Source organism: Bacteroidota bacterium (assembly GCA_016706255.1).
Classification (GTDB): Bacteria; Bacteroidota; Bacteroidia; order Chitinophagales; family BACL12; genus UBA7236.
In genome coordinates this window covers 12,306-28,804 of the sequence record JADJJZ010000003.1, presented here as the reverse complement: position 1 = coordinate 28,804, position 16,499 = coordinate 12,306, and the positions used below count along the sequence as shown (strand labels likewise).

At 36.8% G+C, this 16,499-nt stretch carries 16 protein-coding genes and 3 pseudogenes; 14 read left to right on the top strand and 5 right to left on the bottom strand.

Going from position 1 to position 16,499, the window contains the following annotated elements; genetic code table 11:
• Positions 1–121 precede the first annotated feature (121 nt).
• The 3 genes and pseudogenes from IPI65_01785 to IPI65_01775 all read left to right on the top strand — a co-directional run bounded on the left by IPI65_01785 (position 122) and on the right by IPI65_01775 (position 1,896).
• Entirely contained in the window at positions 122–259 is a 138-nt protein-coding gene (locus IPI65_01785) for a hypothetical protein (GenBank protein MBK7440285.1), read from the top strand.
• Between the two features lie 287 nt (positions 260–546).
• On the top strand, positions 547–738 hold the full coding sequence (locus IPI65_01780; protein MBK7440284.1) for a hypothetical protein: 192 nt from the start codon (positions 547–549) through the stop codon (positions 736–738).
• Positions 739–788: 50 nt separating this feature from the next.
• Positions 789–1,896: pseudogene (locus IPI65_01775) on the top strand (saccharopine dehydrogenase NADP-binding domain-containing protein).
• Positions 1,897–1,907: 11 nt separating this feature from the next.
• Here IPI65_01775 and IPI65_01770 read toward each other — a convergent pair.
• From IPI65_01770 to IPI65_01750, 5 genes and pseudogenes are all read right to left on the bottom strand, one after another.
• Positions 1,908–2,486, bottom strand: coding sequence for a DUF1211 domain-containing protein (locus IPI65_01770; GenBank protein ID MBK7440283.1), 579 nt, complete (start codon positions 2,484–2,486; stop codon positions 1,908–1,910).
• 27 nt (positions 2,487–2,513) lie between these two features.
• Positions 2,514–3,321: pseudogene (locus IPI65_01765) on the bottom strand (DUF475 domain-containing protein).
• 17 nt (positions 3,322–3,338) lie between these two features.
• Entirely contained in the window at positions 3,339–4,373 is a 1,035-nt protein-coding gene (gene galE / locus IPI65_01760; GenBank protein MBK7440282.1) for a UDP-glucose 4-epimerase GalE, read from the bottom strand.
• A 37-nt stretch (positions 4,374–4,410) separates the two neighbouring features.
• Positions 4,411–5,270 (bottom strand): annotated as a pseudogene (gene rfbA, locus IPI65_01755) (glucose-1-phosphate thymidylyltransferase RfbA).
• Between the two features lie 175 nt (positions 5,271–5,445).
• Positions 5,446–6,375: a COX15/CtaA family protein gene (locus IPI65_01750; GenBank protein ID MBK7440281.1), complete on the bottom strand. Its 930-nt coding sequence runs from the start codon at positions 6,373–6,375 to the stop codon at positions 5,446–5,448.
• Positions 6,376–6,583: 208 nt separating this feature from the next.
• On the opposite strand from IPI65_01750, the gene IPI65_01745 reads away from it, so the two are divergent.
• The 11 genes from IPI65_01745 to IPI65_01695 all read left to right on the top strand — a co-directional run bounded on the left by IPI65_01745 (position 6,584) and on the right by IPI65_01695 (position 16,499).
• Complete coding sequence (locus tag IPI65_01745; protein ID MBK7440280.1) at positions 6,584–6,826, top strand: DUF5005 domain-containing protein; 243 nt, start codon at positions 6,584–6,586, stop codon at positions 6,824–6,826.
• 103 nt (positions 6,827–6,929) lie between these two features.
• The gene (locus IPI65_01740) at positions 6,930–7,583 is read left to right on the top strand and encodes a hypothetical protein (GenBank protein MBK7440279.1); all 654 of its coding nucleotides are present in this window, start codon (positions 6,930–6,932) and stop codon (positions 7,581–7,583) included.
• A gap of 74 nt (positions 7,584–7,657) precedes the next feature.
• Positions 7,658–8,017 (top strand): transposase, encoded by a 360-nt coding sequence (locus IPI65_01735; GenBank protein MBK7440278.1) that lies wholly within the window; start codon positions 7,658–7,660, stop codon positions 8,015–8,017.
• Positions 8,011–8,832 carry an IS3 family transposase gene (locus IPI65_01730; GenBank protein ID MBK7440277.1) on the top strand — a complete coding sequence of 274 codons (822 nt, stop codon included), beginning with the start codon at positions 8,011–8,013 and terminating at the stop codon, positions 8,830–8,832. Before IPI65_01735 ends, IPI65_01730 begins: the two co-directional genes overlap by 7 nt.
• Positions 8,829–9,140 (top strand): acyl carrier protein, encoded by a 312-nt coding sequence (locus IPI65_01725; GenBank protein MBK7440276.1) that lies wholly within the window; start codon positions 8,829–8,831, stop codon positions 9,138–9,140. The genes IPI65_01730 and IPI65_01725 overlap by 4 nt, the downstream gene beginning before the upstream one ends.
• Positions 9,137–10,192, top strand: a complete 1,056-nt coding sequence (locus tag IPI65_01720) for a hypothetical protein (protein ID MBK7440275.1) — start codon at positions 9,137–9,139, stop codon at positions 10,190–10,192. Before IPI65_01725 ends, IPI65_01720 begins: the two co-directional genes overlap by 4 nt.
• 5 nt (positions 10,193–10,197) lie before the next feature.
• A complete protein-coding gene (locus IPI65_01715) occupies positions 10,198–11,199 on the top strand; it encodes a ketoacyl-ACP synthase III (GenBank protein MBK7440274.1) in 1,002 nt (333 codons plus the stop codon).
• The gene (locus IPI65_01710) at positions 11,196–11,954 is read left to right on the top strand and encodes an SDR family oxidoreductase (GenBank protein MBK7440273.1); all 759 of its coding nucleotides are present in this window, start codon (positions 11,196–11,198) and stop codon (positions 11,952–11,954) included. The genes IPI65_01715 and IPI65_01710 overlap by 4 nt, the downstream gene beginning before the upstream one ends.
• A 1-nt stretch (position 11,955) precedes the next feature.
• On the top strand, positions 11,956–13,509 hold the full coding sequence (locus IPI65_01705) for an AMP-binding protein (GenBank protein ID MBK7440272.1): 1,554 nt from the start codon (positions 11,956–11,958) through the stop codon (positions 13,507–13,509).
• Positions 13,509–14,723 carry a crotonyl-CoA carboxylase/reductase gene (gene ccrA / locus IPI65_01700; GenBank protein MBK7440271.1) on the top strand — a complete coding sequence of 405 codons (1,215 nt, stop codon included), beginning with the start codon at positions 13,509–13,511 and terminating at the stop codon, positions 14,721–14,723. Before IPI65_01705 ends, ccrA begins: the two co-directional genes overlap by 1 nt.
• Before the next feature lie 129 nt (positions 14,724–14,852).
• Positions 14,853–16,499 carry an aromatic amino acid lyase gene (locus tag IPI65_01695; protein ID MBK7440270.1) on the top strand — a complete coding sequence of 549 codons (1,647 nt, stop codon included), beginning with the start codon at positions 14,853–14,855 and terminating at the stop codon, positions 16,497–16,499.

The following is a 16,499-nucleotide window of genomic DNA, read 5'->3' as shown; positions in this document are numbered from 1 at the left end:
ATTACATCCTACTGCAAATATTCCTGTAAACGATGTTGCACTGATACAAAAAACTGCATACTGCAACACGGCAAATGTTTGAAGGATTTAATGGTGTTGATATGCACGCCTCGATTTTAGAATGAACGATAAAGGCGAATTATTTTTTCTCGAAATTAATTTTACCTGTTCCGTTTTTTATAAAGATGGTTATGAAGGTTCTGCAGATTATGTTTTGCGCGAAGATGGATTAGGGCAAAAGGATTTTTACAACTCATAATTAAAGAAGGAATTTGCGCTTCCTGTCGCACACATAAAGCATTTCAATTACAGGGAAATTCAAAAGCGGGTTATGGTATTTTTGCTACAAGAGTTATTTATAAAGATGAAATTATTTTTCCCGGTGAAGAATCAGCTCAGCGTATTGTAACAAAACAGTATGTTGAAAAACACTGGTCGGAAGAAGCAAAGGAAGTTTTTCGCCGTTATGCCTACCCCATCAGCAACGAAGTGTTTTTATTGTGGGATAACGACCCAAATGGCTGGGCGCCGCAAAACCACAGCTGCGTGCCTAATACAGCTTACGATGGATTAAATGTAAACGCCTTGCGCGATATTCAAATTGGCGAAGAACTTACCCTCGATTACACAACTTTTCTTGACGAAAACATGGAACCTTTTCAGTGCCGCTGTGGTCATCCTTCCTGTCGCGGTTTAATTAAAGGCACTCCGGTAATTTATAACAAATATTGCCGCTAAAAGAAGAGGTTAATTTTTGTTGCTTATTTTTGCGGAATTAATTTATACTTATGAAAAAAATTATCGTTCTCGGTGCAGGTATGGTTGGTCGTGCCATGGCTATTGATTTAAGTAAAGATTTTGCCGTTACCTCTGCAGATATCAGTGATGAAAATTTAAACCGTTTAAAACCTTATGGTATTGAAACCATTCAGGCAGATTTAAGTGATAAAGAAAAATTAAATCATTAATTGCCGATAAAGACCTTGTTATTGGCGCCGTTCCGGGATTTATGGGATTCGAAACATTTAAAACAGTAATTGAATCAGGTAAAAATACCAGCGATATTTCATTTTTTGATGAGGATCCTTTTGTGTTAGACGAATTAGCGAAAAAAAATAATGTTACTGCTGTAATGGATATTGGTGTTGCACCGGGCATGGACAATATTATTTTAGGCTACCACAACAAACGTATGGAAGTTTCTGATTTCATTTGTCTCGTTGGTGGTTTACCTGCTGCGCGTATCTGGCCTTATGAATATAAAGCTCCATTTTCACCTATTGATGTGTTAGAAGAATATACAAGACCCGCTCGTTTTGTTAAGGAAAATAAAATTGTGATTAAACCTGCATTAAGCGAACCGGAATTAATGGACTTTAATGAAATAGGAACTTTGGAATCTTTTAATTCTGATGGTTTACGTTCATTAATAAAAACTATGCCGCATATTCCAAATATGATTGAACGCACTTTACGTTATCCGGTCATATTGAATTAATGCGTGTGATGCGCGAAATCGGATTTTTTAGTAAGGAGGAAATTATGGTAAAAGGAACTTTAATTCGTCCTTTAGATGTTACTGCAAAATTATTATTTCCAAAATGGAAATTAGGTGATGAAGAAAATGAATTTACCGTAATGCGTGTTATCGTTTCGGTAAAGAAAATGGTAAACAAAACATATACTTACGACCTCCTCGACCGTTATGATGTGAACACTAAAACTTCATCAATGGCACGCACAACAGGTTATACCTGCACAGGTGCAGCACGTTTAATTCTCGATAATAAATTCACACGTAAAGGTGTAAGCACACCTGAGTTTGTTGGTGAAGATGAAAATAATTTTAAAGATATGATGGCGTATTTAGCAGCGCGCAATATTCGCATAAGCTAACCGTATCCTGATTAATCTTTAATAGCGCGTTCAATATTTTTATCCGGTATCAGCCAAAGCAAAGCTACCATTACAATTAAAGCACCGCTTATTGCTGTGTGCACATATGATAATGGAATTGCTATAGCATAACTAAGTGTAGAAATATTCGCTTTTAATGTTTGTTTTTGCAAAGCATCAATTAATGGTGAAGACTCTTTGTAATCAGCCATAATACATTTTTGCAAAATATAATAACTCGCCCCGCAAAGCAATAATACCGCACTATAAACAGCAACGGTATTAGGTGCAAAATCATTTTCGCCCATCCACGCAGTTGCAAATGGCATTAATGATAACCAGAATAATAAATTTAAATTCGACCAGATGATTCCACTGTTTACACGTTTAGCAGTATGTAATAAATGGTGATGATTACCCCAGTAAATGCCAATATTAATAAAACTCATTACATAACTTAGTGCTATAGGTATTAATTCACTTAATGCATGCCAGCTTGCGTCATGCGGAATTTTTAATTCCAATACCATAATGGTGATAATAATTGCAATAACACCATCGCTGAATGCTACCAATCTGTTTTTTGTCATGAAAAATGAAATTTTGTGTATGCCTGATTAATTTTCTGTTTGCTTAGATTCTGAACTTATTGTTCTTTTTGGGAAATTAAATAACCAACTGGTTAAAACGGGAACAATAAAAATTGCTACTGTCATTATTGAAAAATATAAATCTGTTTTTTCACTTTCCATAAATTTACATAAAGCAGTATCTCTGCCAATTTCGTGACAGGCAAACGACAGTACCAGTTTTACGCCTAATAACGCAATAATTAAAAAAGCGGAAGTATTTAAAAATGTAAATTTTTCTAAAAGTTTTATTACGCCCTGTGCCACAAACCGGATAGCTAATATTCCAATAAAACACCTAAACAAACAAGGTAAATATTATCAGTATATGCAACAGCAGCAAACACATTATCAATAGAAAATGCTAGATCCATGATATTTACCAATATCACAGTGCTCCAAAAATTTCCAATGCGACCAACGGTATTTTTATAAAACCAGTTTGTTTGTTTATTTAAAGTATCATCCTCAGTTGAAACAGTAGATTTACTTCTGAAAAAATCGAATGCCAAATATAATAAATAAATTCCCCCCACCGCTTTTAACCAAACTATTTTCATTAACCAGGCAGCAAGTAAAAGGGCGGTACCTCGGAAAAAATAAGCTCCGAAAATACCATATCGTAATGCTTTACCACGCTGATTTTTAGGCAAATCCATTACCATGGTTCCCATAACCAATGCATTATCAACACTTAACATGCTTTCAATCAAAATAAGATTAAAAACAATTATTCCGCCTCAGTTGGTGTATGGCCAAAAAATTCCACAAAATCAAAAAGTAACAATCCGCTCATCATAATCTAAAAATATATCACAATTGCTCATTTTGCAACTGTTGCTCCCAATTCCATGCAGATAACATCATTTCATCAAGGTTGCGCTTGGCATTCCACTGTAGTGTTTCAATCGCCTTTTTATTATCTGCGTATATGGAAATTACATCACCATCGCGACGTGGGCCTAAAACGTAGTTGAGTTTTGACTGACTCATTTTTTCAAATGAATGAATTAATTCCAGTACGCTAACGCCATTGCCGCTGCCTAAATTAAAAACTTCAAATGGTTTATGTTGTTTGCCTTCCATTTGAAATTGTAAAGCTAGCGTATGCGCTTCAGCAATATCCATTACATGCACATAATCACGTACACAACTGCCATCTTGGGTATTGTAATCACTTCCGTTTACAATAAACTGTTCTTTTTTGCCAATAGCAGTTTGTGTAATATTGGGAACCAAATTTTCAGGTTCAGCAAATGGAATTTCTCCGATTTTACCACTGTCATGTGCCCCAACCGGGTTGAAGTAGCGCAAAGCAATAAATTTTATCTCAGATGTTTTTGCATGCGCCGCAATCATTTGTTCCGAAACTAATTTCGACCATCCGTATGGCGATTCAGGTGATGATAATGGCGTAAATTCACTTACCGGTAATTCAGTAGTATTACCATATACACTGCAGGATGAAGAAAATACAAAATTTGGTATATTATATTCCTCAGCAATACGTAAAATATTTATGGTTGAATTTACATTATTATCAAAATAAATCAATGGTTTTAACATCGATTCGCCCACCGATTTAAACGCGGCAAAATGTATAATGCCATCTATATTCGGATGGTTATGAATTAAGGTTCTTATTTTAGGTAAATCGCGTAAGTCTACACGGTAATTGATAAAATCTTTTCCGGTTATACTTTTAATTCGCTCGGGAACAAATTGTTTTGAACGGGATAAATTATCTATTGATATCACGTTGTATCCCTTCTGAAGCAGATCAATTGCTGTATGTGAGCCAATGTATCCGCAGCCGCCGGTTAAGAGTATTGTTTTTTGTGATGACAATTGATATATAATTTATATTGTTAATTCAAACAAAAATTTATTTTATTAAGCGCATTAAATATTGACCATATCCGCTTTTCATTAATGGCTGTGCAATTTTTTTCAAGTTGTTCTGCCTGAATGAATTTTTTGCGGAATGCAATTTCTTCAATACATCCGATATTTAATCCCTGACGTTGTTCTATTAATTGAATAAAAGTGCTGGCTGCCATCAATGAATCGAAAGCCGGTATCAAACCATGCTGTACCTCTTGGCAAAACACTTACTTTTAATTTACCGCGATTTAAATATTCTTTGTTTACATCAGTAATTTCATATTCGCCGCGGGGACTAGGTTTTAAATTTTTCGCAATATCAACTACATCATTATCATAAAAATATAATCCGGGAACGGCATAATTCGATTTAGGTTGTTGTGGCTTTTCTTCAATACTTAAAACATTTCCAGCCTCATCAAAATCTACCACCCCATAACGCTCAGGGTCACTTACATGGTAAGCATAAATAATTCCGCCATCAGGGTTGTTGTTAGCAGTAAGTAATTCTCCCATACCCACGCCGTGAAAAATATTATCCCCAAGCACCAGCGCCGCTTTGTCATTGCCAATAAAATCAGCCCCCAAAGTAAAAGCTTGTGCCAAACCATCCGGAGAAGGTTGCTCCTTGTAGGAAAAATTACAACCAATGCGCGAGCCATCGCCCAATAAACGCTGGAAACCCGGCAGGTCGTAAGGGGTTGAAATAATCAAGATATCCTTAATTCCGGCCATCATAAGGGTAGACAGCGGGTAATAAATCATGGGTTTATCATAAATCGGCATCAATTGTTTACTGATAGCCAGGGTAATGGGATGCAGTCGTGTTCCTGATCCTCCTGCAAGAATAATTCCTTTCACAGTTGAATGTTTTAAGGCAAAGATAGGTGTTCGGATTTTTATAGCCGCATGAAGTGAACGCTCAGGTTATTATTCTGTAATTAATTCGGGCTGTATCCCGCTCTGGCTTTGGAATAAAATAGAATAGCCACAGCAACACCCAACAGTAAACAAGCTGTTAACTGATGTGCCACACCTAAAAACACCGGAATATGAACGCTTGAACCGAGTAAAGTGAATACACCCAGTAAAAATTAGAAACCAATCCGCCTAATAATAAATTATTTAGCCGGTGAACAGTTGGTGAACTGAATTTGCGTTGTTGTTTCCAAAACAATAATATTGAAATAGCCACCACTAGGGCAAAGGTGCGATGCAAAAAATTTATTTCCGTTGTAAGTGCAACTAATTTATCTGCCCCAAAAACATTATGAAAGGTACCATCAGGCATAAATTGTCCATTCATAAGCGGGTAAGTATTATATAACCTTCCGGCATCTGTTCCTGCCATTAATCCACCCAAAGCAATTTGAATTAAAATAAATGCTAATACCCATTTAATATTTTTATGGGCTGTAGGATGTTCGGTAATAATAGCTTTTTTACGATACGATAATGCAAGCCAAATCAGATACATATACACAATTAAAGCAAGCATTAAATGTATGGTAAGTTTACTCGGATCTACCCACGGGTCCCCATCCAAACCGCTCGCAACCATTACCCAGCCTACAAATCCCTGCAATCCGCCCAATAAAAAAATAACCAGCAATTTGCGAATCCAACTGCCATTAAATTGTTTTTTAATAACGAAAAATATAAAAGGAAATAAAAAAACAAAGCCGATTAACCGAGCCCATAAACGATGAATAAATTCCCACCAAAAAATACTTTTAAACTGCTCAACCGTAAAATCGTTATTTATTTTTTCGAATTGTGCAGATGACTGATACTGATCAAATTCTTTTTGCCAAGCAGCATCATTTGTTGGCGGAAAACTGCCCATTACTACATCCCATTCAGTAATAGACAAACCTGACTCTGTCAGTCGGGTAATACCACCCAGCATCACCTGTATCAAAACCATAAATACGCCTGTCCACAACCAAATTCTTACACTTTTCATACGCATTGAAGTTTAGGCAAAAATGCGGGTCAATTAGGTAAAATCATGTATTTTTATTCTTAACAATTTAAAACAAACAATATTAATCTATGTTCAGGCTATTAAAAATTACCTATATCCCTGTTTTAGCTATTATACTAATAATAAGCTCTTGTAAAGAAGTAATAACTCGGATTTAACAGACAATCCCGATGATCCGGAATATGCGCTGGCAGGGGTTTCCACTAAATCGGCAAATAAATTCAATACCTTATTCAATCGTTTTGGCAATGGTTGGACCGGTGGGGACGCAACTTACTCAGTGGCTTTACCGGATGGCAGAACCGTTTGGATGTTTGGCGATTCATTTTTAGATACCGTTTATGCCGATTACAGCAGACCAAGTTCAAGTCTTATTCGAAATACATTTATGGTGCAGGCAGGGACCAACTATGACAACCCTTTGCGGTAATACCATAGATGCACCTCAAGCTTTGGTTGATACCGATAATCCATCAGATGAATGGTATTGGCCGGAGATGGAACCGTGATTGGAGAAAATTTATACGTTTTTTTTGATGTATTTTATTCGCACAGGACCTGATGGTTTTGATTTTGCCTATGTCCGCACCGATTTAGTTACGTTTAGTTTGCCAACTATTACAGAAACTTCCAGAACTACAGTTTATAATAACAATGATATTTTATGGGGCGCATCTATTTTGGAAGATGGCGGATATATTTATGTGTATGGTGCTGAACAGGCATTTTTAACTAAATATGCCCACGTGAGCCGTTACCCGTCAACAAATATTACTGCGGCTCCTGAATTTTGGAATGGCACATCATGGGTTACTACCGAACCGGCTACCAATGTTGGTCGCCTCGAAAAACAAAGTGGTTTACCTGTTGAAACTTCAGCACAATTTGCAGTATTTTATTCCGGTGGAAAATATCGACTGGTTACACAGGAAGATTTATTTAGTCCGAATATTTATACCTGGGAAGCAACAGCAGCAACCGGACCATGGAAAAAACGCCAGACTGTTTATGTAACACCTGAAACAGGTGGAGCAACATGGACATATAATGCATTTGTCCATCCGCAATTTACTGCAGGTGATGGTTATATTTTATTATCGTATAACGAAAACAGCACCAACTTTTTCGATTTATTTGATGATGCCAGAATTTATCGTCCGAAATTTATTTATTTTAAATATTTATAAATTTTAATAAAAAATAAAAGCCGGATTACAATTTAAAGTTGCAATCCGGTATAATACTCCCCAAAACCTAGACCATGGGTTTAGTTAAAAAAACAATCATAAATTTACTAAACCTTATGACAAAAAGAACAAGGCGCACCTTCAGTGCGGACTTCAAGGCCAAGGTTGCTTTGGAGGCCATTAAGAATCAAAAAACAATGGCTCAATTAAGCCAACAGTATCAGGTAAATGCAGTAACAATAGCAAAGTGGAAGTCAGAGGCATTAGAAAATCTTTCTACTGTATTTAAGGGAAAACAAGATCCTGAGCAAACAGAGTCCTCAGTTGAGATAGAGAAGCTGTATGCGCAGATTGGCCATTTGAAGGTCGAGAATGACTTTTTAAAAAAAAGTGCACGGAAATTGGGGATTCCGGACAGCGAATTGAAATGGTAGATCAACATCACAAGCAGTTGTCCATTCGAAATCAATGTGAGTTGCTTTCAGTGCCAAGAAGTTCGCTTTATTATGCACCGGTGGAGGAAAAACCAGAAAATATACAGATGATGAACCTAATGGACAATCATCTTATACAACATCCAACAGAAGGGGTATTGTCCATGGTATATTGGCTCAAGGAAAAAGGTTTTCCGGTTGGTCCCAAGCGCATCAGACGGTTATTCAGGCTAATGGGATATGAAGCCATCTACCGGAAAAAAAATCTCACCAAAGGAGCTCTAAAAGAATTTGTGAAGCCCTATTTGCTCCGCGGAATTGAAATCACGCGAGCCAACCAGGTTTGGTGCACAGATATTACTTACATCCCAATGGCAAAGGGTTTTATGTATATGACAGCATTTATTGATGTTTATAGCCGGAAAATCATGGGATGGGGAATTAGTAATACGATGTCGAAAAAATGGTGCCTGGATGTGCTGAAGGATGCAATATTAGAAAATGGCAAGCCGGAAATCATCAACTCCGACCAAGGGTCCCAATACACTAGCCATGCATGGACAACTTATCTTGAAACAGAAAACATAAAAATCTCCATGGATGGGAAAGGTCGAGCAACAGACAATATCTGGATAGAACGTTTTTGGAAAAATATTAAATATAATTACATCTATTTAAATCCTTCCGATACAGGCCTTGAGCTCTTTAAAGGATTACAAGATTATATCGCATACTATCATCAAAAAACGCACCAGTCAATCAATATATCACCCAATAAAATGTTTGAACAATCTATGAAAAAAAAGGCAGCATGATAAAATTATTTATTACCTTAGCAAACGAACCCACTGGTCCAATGAGTGGGGAGTATTATACTATGACCCAGACTGAAATTCTACAACAAATTACCCCTGTTTTCCGCAAGGTGTTTAACGACAATGGTTTAATCCTGCAACCTGCCCATTCTGCAGCCGATTTTGACAAATGGGATTCTATTAATCATGTAATTTTAATAGCACGTATAGAAAAGTTATTTAATATCAATATAGATACCGCCGAATTAATGCAATTAAAAACTATTGGTGATTTATTGAACATCATTGAAAAGAAAGTGACTTTATGAGTATCAACGGCAGATATTTTAATCAGTTAAACGGCGTTACCATTAAACGTGTTGCTACTGCTTTTCCCGATGGGATGCAACTGGTTAGTAATACTGCAATACATGAATTATTATGTGGACCTGATTGGGAGAAAATATTTGCTGATAAAAATTACGACTCCGATTTTATTAAAAATACGCTTGGTTATGAAAGCAGATACTGGAGTCACGTGCCCGGAACGCCAATTGTAAAAAATGAACTTACTGCTGCCGATTTAATGATTAAAGCAGCGCAAAAAGTAATTCGTGAAAGTAATATTTTACCCGATACCATTGATATGGTAATTTCGGTAACGGTTACCTCACCATTTTATACAAATTCTACAGGCACTTATGTTGCAGGAAAACTTGGCTTAAGCTGCCCTGCTATGGAAATAAAAACCGGTTGCGCTTCTGTAATCTATGCGATAGTTTTGGCGGCGCAATTTATTCGTTCAGGTGCCCGTAATGTGCTGATTACAGCGGGTGAAACACCAACAAAAGTTACCGACAAAGAAGGAAATCTTATTTATGCTGTAGGAGATGCCGGTGCTGCATTAATTTTAACTAGAGCGAATGATAACTCAGGTATTGGTGCTGCCTTTTTAGGGGCAGATGGTACTTATTCCGGCGTAATGGGCAGTCAGGGTTTACTGCCACCTAATCAGGATGATTTGAATGCCAATGGTTATGATATGAAAATGTCAAAAGAAACAGATCAAATTATTCAGCAGGCCTGGCAGGAAATTCCACAATTATTATATCAAAGTTCAGGATTAACAAAAAGTGATATTGACTATTTAATACCGCATCAGGTAAATAAAAAAATACTGGACTATGCCATTGCTTCTTCAGGAATTGCGCGCGAAAATACTGTCGATGTAATTAAAGATTATGCAAATTGCGGTTCTGTAGGTGTTTTACTTGCATTGGATGCAGCATATCAGCAATGGGAAATAATCCAAAATAAAAAATTAATGCTGCTTGCTGTAGGTGGCGGAATTTCTTACGGCGGCTTAATATTAAATGTATAAATAAAATGAAAGGCTGGGGCGTTAAAATTATAGGCAGTGGAATTTGTTTACCGGGTGAACCGGTTACAACGGAAGAATTGAGCAAAAGACTGAATCTGGATTTTGATATTGCCATGGTGCGCGATAAAATCGGAATAAAAACCAGACATATTGCTCCCGATGATATTGCAACCAGCCATATCGCAGCTAAAGCAGCACAAATGGCCTTGGATAATGCGGGTATAACGGCAAAACAACTCGACCGTATTTTATTGGGCACATCAACTCCCGATTACACTAATACTGCTGCATCGTGCAATGTGCAATATTTAATAGGTGCTACTTGTCCTGTTGGTGATACAACTGAAAGTTGCGCAAGTTTTATGTATGCCCTGGATCATGGAATCCGATTAATTGCAACAGGTATGCAATATGTTTGTGTAATTGGTGCAGATATTAAAACACGTTTTGTAAGAAAAGACGACCCAAAATTTTGTCCCATTTTTGGCGATGGCGCCGGGGCAGTTATTTTAACCCGCGGCGATTATGATTCGGGATTTATGGTAAGTGAATTATTTGCCGATGGTTCCGGATTAAAAAATATTTATGTTCCTGCAGGTGGCAGTGCAATGCCTGCAAGTATCGAAACTGTAACAAAAGGTTTGCACGGAACACTCATGACGATTTCCGGAAAACGTATGGTGGAAATTTCAGTGGAAATTATGGCCAATATCGGAAAAAAAGTATGTGCCACTTATGGCATCCGACCGAATGATATTGATATTTTAATTCCACATCAGGCAAATTATATTATTATGAAGGGAGTTGCCAATGCGATGGGAATTGATATTGAAAAAATGGAAGTTAGTATCGATACTGCTGCTAATACTATTTCGGGTACCTTACCTATTACCTTACATCAGGCAATAACAAAAAATAAATTACAACCAGGGAAACTTGTTTTATTTGTAACCGCAGCATCCGGATATGCCGGAGGTGCAGCAATTTATAAAGTACCGGCCGCATGAAAACAGAAAACAATTATACAGCACTCATAACCGGAGCCGGAAGCGGAATTGGCAAATCAATTGCATTGCAACTTGCTGATGCAGGATATAAAATTATTGCCGTTAGCAGAAATGAACATCATTTAAATGAAATTTCATCTGCCCTAAATAATGCCAAACATATTACACTGCAAGCCGATTTAATTTCTGATGCCGGGTGCGAAAAATTATTGGCATGCCTGCAACAAAATGGTATGCCACATATTGTAGTATGTAACTTAAATTCTAATCCCCCCAGAAAAAAATTGCAACAACTTGCTGCAGGTATACAAGAAAAAAGTATTACTGAAAATATAAAACATTTGTTCTGTATTATGCCTGAAGTAATTCAATTCCAGCGCAATCAGCAATATGGAAGATGGATTGGAATCAGCAGCATGTCGCCACATTTAGGGGTTCCGGGCATGTCAGTTTATAATATGCAAAAAGGGGTATTGGAAAATTGTTTACGCACCCTTGCTAGTGAAGAAGGCAAAAATAATATTACTGCAAATATTATTGCACCGGGTTTAATTGCAACACCAACCGTATTACAAAATTATATCCCTGAAGAAATGGAAAAAAGAAAAAAAGAAAATGTAATGCATAAAATTGGTTCGCCGGATGATATAGCGGCTGCTGTAAATTTTTTAGCATCGCCGCAGGCAGGATTTATAACCGGAATTACGTTACCCGTTAACGGAGGAAATCATTTAGCCTGGCAATATATTAACTAAAATGATTCAACTATTTAGCGAAATATTAAAATTCAGAGCGCATACACATGCAGAGCGAATTGCCTTAATCAGCAATGATGTTTCGTATACGTATGCTGAGATATATGCATATGCATTGCGTGCTGCAGCATGGTTGAACCAAAACGAATTTAAACAAGGGGAGCATATTGCTTTGCTGGATATTAATAATGCTGAATATGTACATATTGTAAATGGTTGTTTATTAGCAGGAATTATCCCGGTTTCCATTAACTGGCGCTTAAACCCTGATGAAATGCGGTTTATAATTGACGATGCTGATAGTAAAATGTTTTGTTACGGACAGGCTTTTGAACAGACTGCAAACCAAGTGGTGAAAGATTATAAAGGCAAAGTAATTGAAATTAAAACATTATTTAACGAAATACATAATACACAAACAATTAACCCTGATTTACTTCCGCAATTAAATTTGAATGATCAGGCATTATTAATTTATACTTCCGGAACAACGGGAAATCCCAAAGGTGTAATGCTCAGCAATAAAAATGTTTTTGCCATGTATTATGCATTGCGCAGCGAAACACCGTTGTTCGGACCGGCATCAGTAAATTTAGTTGCGGGCCCATGGTATGCTGTTGTGGGCATTGGTTATTTTATATTCGGAATTTTTACCGGATGCACAAATGTGTTATTAAAAATGTTTGACCCGATTGAAGTGATGCGCCTGATTGATAAATACAAAATTACGAATACATTTTTAGCACCAATTATGATGAAGATTATTTGTAGCATGGAAGAAGTGCATCAGTATAATTTATCTTCATTACAAAATATTCAATACGGTGGTTCGCCAATTGAAGCTGCGCAACTTGAAATTTGTTACGCTACTTTTAAATGTAATTTCACACAAGGTTACGGATTAACCGAAACCAGCGGTATTGCTACTGCACTGCGTTTCGACGACCACTTGCGCATTTTAGTTGCTGATAAACCGGAATTAAAAGCTTTACTAAATTCTGCAGGAACACCTTATGATGGCGTATCTGTAAAAATTATTGATGATGACGGTAATATATTACCTGTCGAAACAATTGGCGAAGTATGTTTAAAAGGTGATGTTGTAGCCATGGGATATAAAAACCCAAAACCGGAAAATGATAAAATATTTTCTTCTGATGGTTGGTTTATTACCGGCGATATGGGTTTTTTAAATCATGAAGGTTATTTGTTTCTGGTAGACAGAAAAAATGATATGCTCATATCGAAAGGGCAAAATATTTATCCTGCTGAAATTGAACAACATCTGTTATTACATCCGCAAATAAAAGAAGTTGCTGTAATTGGAGTTCCACATGATGTTTATGGTGAAGCTGTTGGTGTAGTTGCAGTCCTAAAAGACGGCGTATTAACAAATACAGAATTGCGCAATTGGGCAAAAAATAAATTACCCGAATATAAATTGCCGGTGGTATTGGAAATAATTGAAACTTTACCGCGCAACCCAACCGGAAAAGTATTAAGGAAATTATTGCGTGAAAAATATTGGCAGGATAAAAAAAGAAGAATTAACTAATGGAATTAATCCCGATAGGTAAATTACCCGAGTTAGGTCAGGTGCCAGAACTAATGTATGCACAAACACTGCGTGCTAATCGTTACGGCGAACCTAAAACTGCTTTTGAAGCAGAGGTAGTTCCTGTGCCTGAAATAGCGGATAATGAAGTGTTGGTTGCGGTAATGGCTGCCGGATTAAATTATAATTCTGTTTGGGCAGCAAGAGCATATCCTGTTGATATGATGGCATTGATGGCGCAAAGAAATGAATCGAATTTACCCTATTATATTCCGGGCTCCGATTGTTCCGGTATTGTTTATAAAATCGGGAAAAATGTAACAAATGTTAATGTTGGTGATGCGGTAGTGATTCAAGGTGGATGGTATGATGAAAATGATGAATATGTAAAATCAGGTGGTGATATTACTATAAGTAAATCGTTTAGAGCTTGGGGATATGAAACTAATTTCGGCAGCTATGCACAATTTTGTAAAGTAAAATATTTTCAGTGTTTACCAAAACCAAATCATTTAAATTGGGATGCAGCTGCAGTGTATATGGTAAGCGGCGTTACAGCATACAGAATGTTAAATCATTATGAACCACATACCTTAAAACAAAATGATGTTGTATTGATTTGGGGTGGAAGTGGTGGTTTAGGTGCAATGGCAATTCAGTTAGTAAAAGCAGCCGGTGCAATTCCGGTAGCCCTAGTAAATAATCACGAAAAAATGGTGTTTTGTAACGAATTGGGGGCACTCGCTTTAAATCGTTCTGAGTATTCGCATTGGGGTGCTATAGGCAGCAACGATGTATTGCCTGAAACACAAGATAAATGGCGCAACGAAGTGAAACCTTTTTTTAAGGATTTATTGAATTTAACAGGCGGACGATTACCTAAAATTGTCATCGAACATCCGGGTGAAGATACATTTCCTACATCTTTATACGTATGCGATAAAAATGGAATGGTAGTTACTTGTGCAGGAACTACGGGTTATGCAGGTACCTTCGACTTGCGCTATTTATGGTTAAATAATAAACGTATTCAGGGTTCGCATTACGCTAATTTAGAAGAATGTATTGCACTGAATAATTTAATTATCAAAAAAATTATTAATCCCGTTTTAGGAGCAACATTTTCTTTTCATGAATTACCAACTGCATTACAATTAATGCACGATAATAAACATCCACAAGGAAGTATTGCCATTAAAATAGGATATGATTAATTTAAAATAATGTTGAATAAAAATTTTAACAAATAACATATATATAATTTATTAACTTAGAATCCCATTTCATCACACCCATCAAACCATCTTATGCGCAACCCGGCATCTAAACACTTAAAGCCAGCAATGGCAAAAGTCCCTGTACAAGGCGATTATCTTACAATTCAGAAAATTGTAACAATTGCTCAAAACAAATCCGGTGTGGTATTACCCACCGATCCGGCTATTTTGGAAAAAATCCAACAGAGTTATGATTACATCCAGCACAGTGCCCTAAACGGTAAACCCATTTATGGGGTAAACACACCGTTTGGCGGAATGGCCAACCAATTATTGTCCCACGAAGAAACACAACAACTGCAAACTAATTTGTTATTCTTTTTAAAATCAGGAGCCGGCGATTATTTGGATGATGTATATGTGCGCGCGGCAATGGTTATTTTAATGAATGCATTGTTAAAAGGCGTGAGCGGAATTCGTTTTGAAATTATTGAGCGATATGCCTTTTTTATTAATAACAACATAACACCACGCGTTCGCGAGTTAGGATCAATTGGCGCCAGTGGCGACCTCGTGCCATTAGCCTCAGTAGCCGGTGCTGTTATCGGATTAGCCGATTGTTTCAACGTAAGTTATTTAGGTGAGCAAAGGGGCTTGAATGAAATAATTGCGAGATTTAACCTGGAGCGCATTAAATTACATCCCAAAGAAGGACTTGCATTAGTAAACAGTACTGCTATGTTAACAGGTATTGCATCAGTAAACATGGTTGAGTTAAATAAATTATTTGCATTATCACTGCACGCACATGCGCTGATGATGCAGGCACTAAATGCATCTATTCAGCCGTTCGATGAATTTACACATCAACACAAACCACATGCAGGTCAAATATTTATTGCCGAAAAAATTAATGAATTACTTGACGGTTCAAAATTGATTCGCAAAAACGGTGATGTAATAAATGATGAAAATAAATTGTATCAGGATAGATATAGTATTCGTTGTATTCCGCAATTTTTAGGACCTGTAATTGACGGATTTAAAACTGTTACCAAAAATGTTGAAATAGAAGCCAATGCTGTAACCGATAATCCGCTTATCGATATCGAAAACTTCCGGATTATGCATGGTGGTAACTTTTTAGGCGAGTATATTGCTATCGGAATGGACCAGGTGCGTAATTATATCGGATTAATTGCCAAACATCTTGATGCGCAAATTGCCATGTTGGTGATGCCGGAATTTAATGGTGGATTACCATCCTCACTTTCAGGAAATGCCGGAAACCGCGTGAACATGGGCTTAAAAGGATTACAAATTTCAGGAAATTCGATTATGCCTTTGTTATTATTTTATGGTAATTCCATTGCAGATAAATTCCCGACACATGCCGAACAGTTTAATCAAAATATTAATAGTCAGGGATTTAATTCATCCATGCTGACAAAAAAATCGATTGAATTATTCAGAAAATATATTGCCATTTCGCTCATATTTGCAGTGCAAGCTGTTGATTTGCGTATTCTAAAAAATGCGGGTGCTATAAATGCAGATGATTATTTATCAGCAGCAACCCGCAAAACCTATCATGCAATACGCTCAATCTGTAATAAAAACCTTGATCCTAATTTACCATTGGTTTATAACGACAATGGATTTCCAATGGATGAATTTATTGAGTTAATTGATCACGATATTGTAAATAATGGTTTGTTGTGTGACGCAGCGGAAACATTAATGGATAATTTGCAATGCTATTATAATGACTGA

Bases quoted from the DNA above. Each gene is read 5' to 3' on its own strand.
- IPI65_01735 (MBK7440278.1), top strand. From the start codon at position 7,658: ATGGGTTTAGTTAAAAAAACAATCATAAATTTACTAAACCTTATGACA.
- IPI65_01730 (MBK7440277.1), top strand. From the start codon at position 8,011: ATGGTAGATCAACATCACAAGCAGTTGTCCATTCGAAATCAATGTGAG.
- IPI65_01710 (MBK7440273.1), top strand. From the start codon at position 11,196: ATGAAAACAGAAAACAATTATACAGCACTCATAACCGGAGCCGGAAGC.
- IPI65_01750 (MBK7440281.1), bottom strand. From the start codon at position 6,375: ATGAAAAGTGTAAGAATTTGGTTGTGGACAGGCGTATTTATGGTTTTG.
- IPI65_01705 (MBK7440272.1), top strand. From the start codon at position 11,956: ATGATTCAACTATTTAGCGAAATATTAAAATTCAGAGCGCATACACAT.
- ccrA (MBK7440271.1), top strand. From the start codon at position 13,509: ATGGAATTAATCCCGATAGGTAAATTACCCGAGTTAGGTCAGGTGCCA.
- IPI65_01715 (MBK7440274.1), top strand. From the start codon at position 10,198: ATGAAAGGCTGGGGCGTTAAAATTATAGGCAGTGGAATTTGTTTACCG.
- IPI65_01695 (MBK7440270.1), top strand. From the start codon at position 14,853: ATGGCAAAAGTCCCTGTACAAGGCGATTATCTTACAATTCAGAAAATT.
- IPI65_01720 (MBK7440275.1), top strand. From the start codon at position 9,137: ATGAGTATCAACGGCAGATATTTTAATCAGTTAAACGGCGTTACCATT.
- IPI65_01770 (MBK7440283.1), bottom strand. From the start codon at position 2,486: ATGACAAAAAACAGATTGGTAGCATTCAGCGATGGTGTTATTGCAATT.
- IPI65_01725 (MBK7440276.1), top strand. From the start codon at position 8,829: ATGATAAAATTATTTATTACCTTAGCAAACGAACCCACTGGTCCAATG.
- IPI65_01785 (MBK7440285.1), top strand. From the start codon at position 122: ATGAACGATAAAGGCGAATTATTTTTTCTCGAAATTAATTTTACCTGT.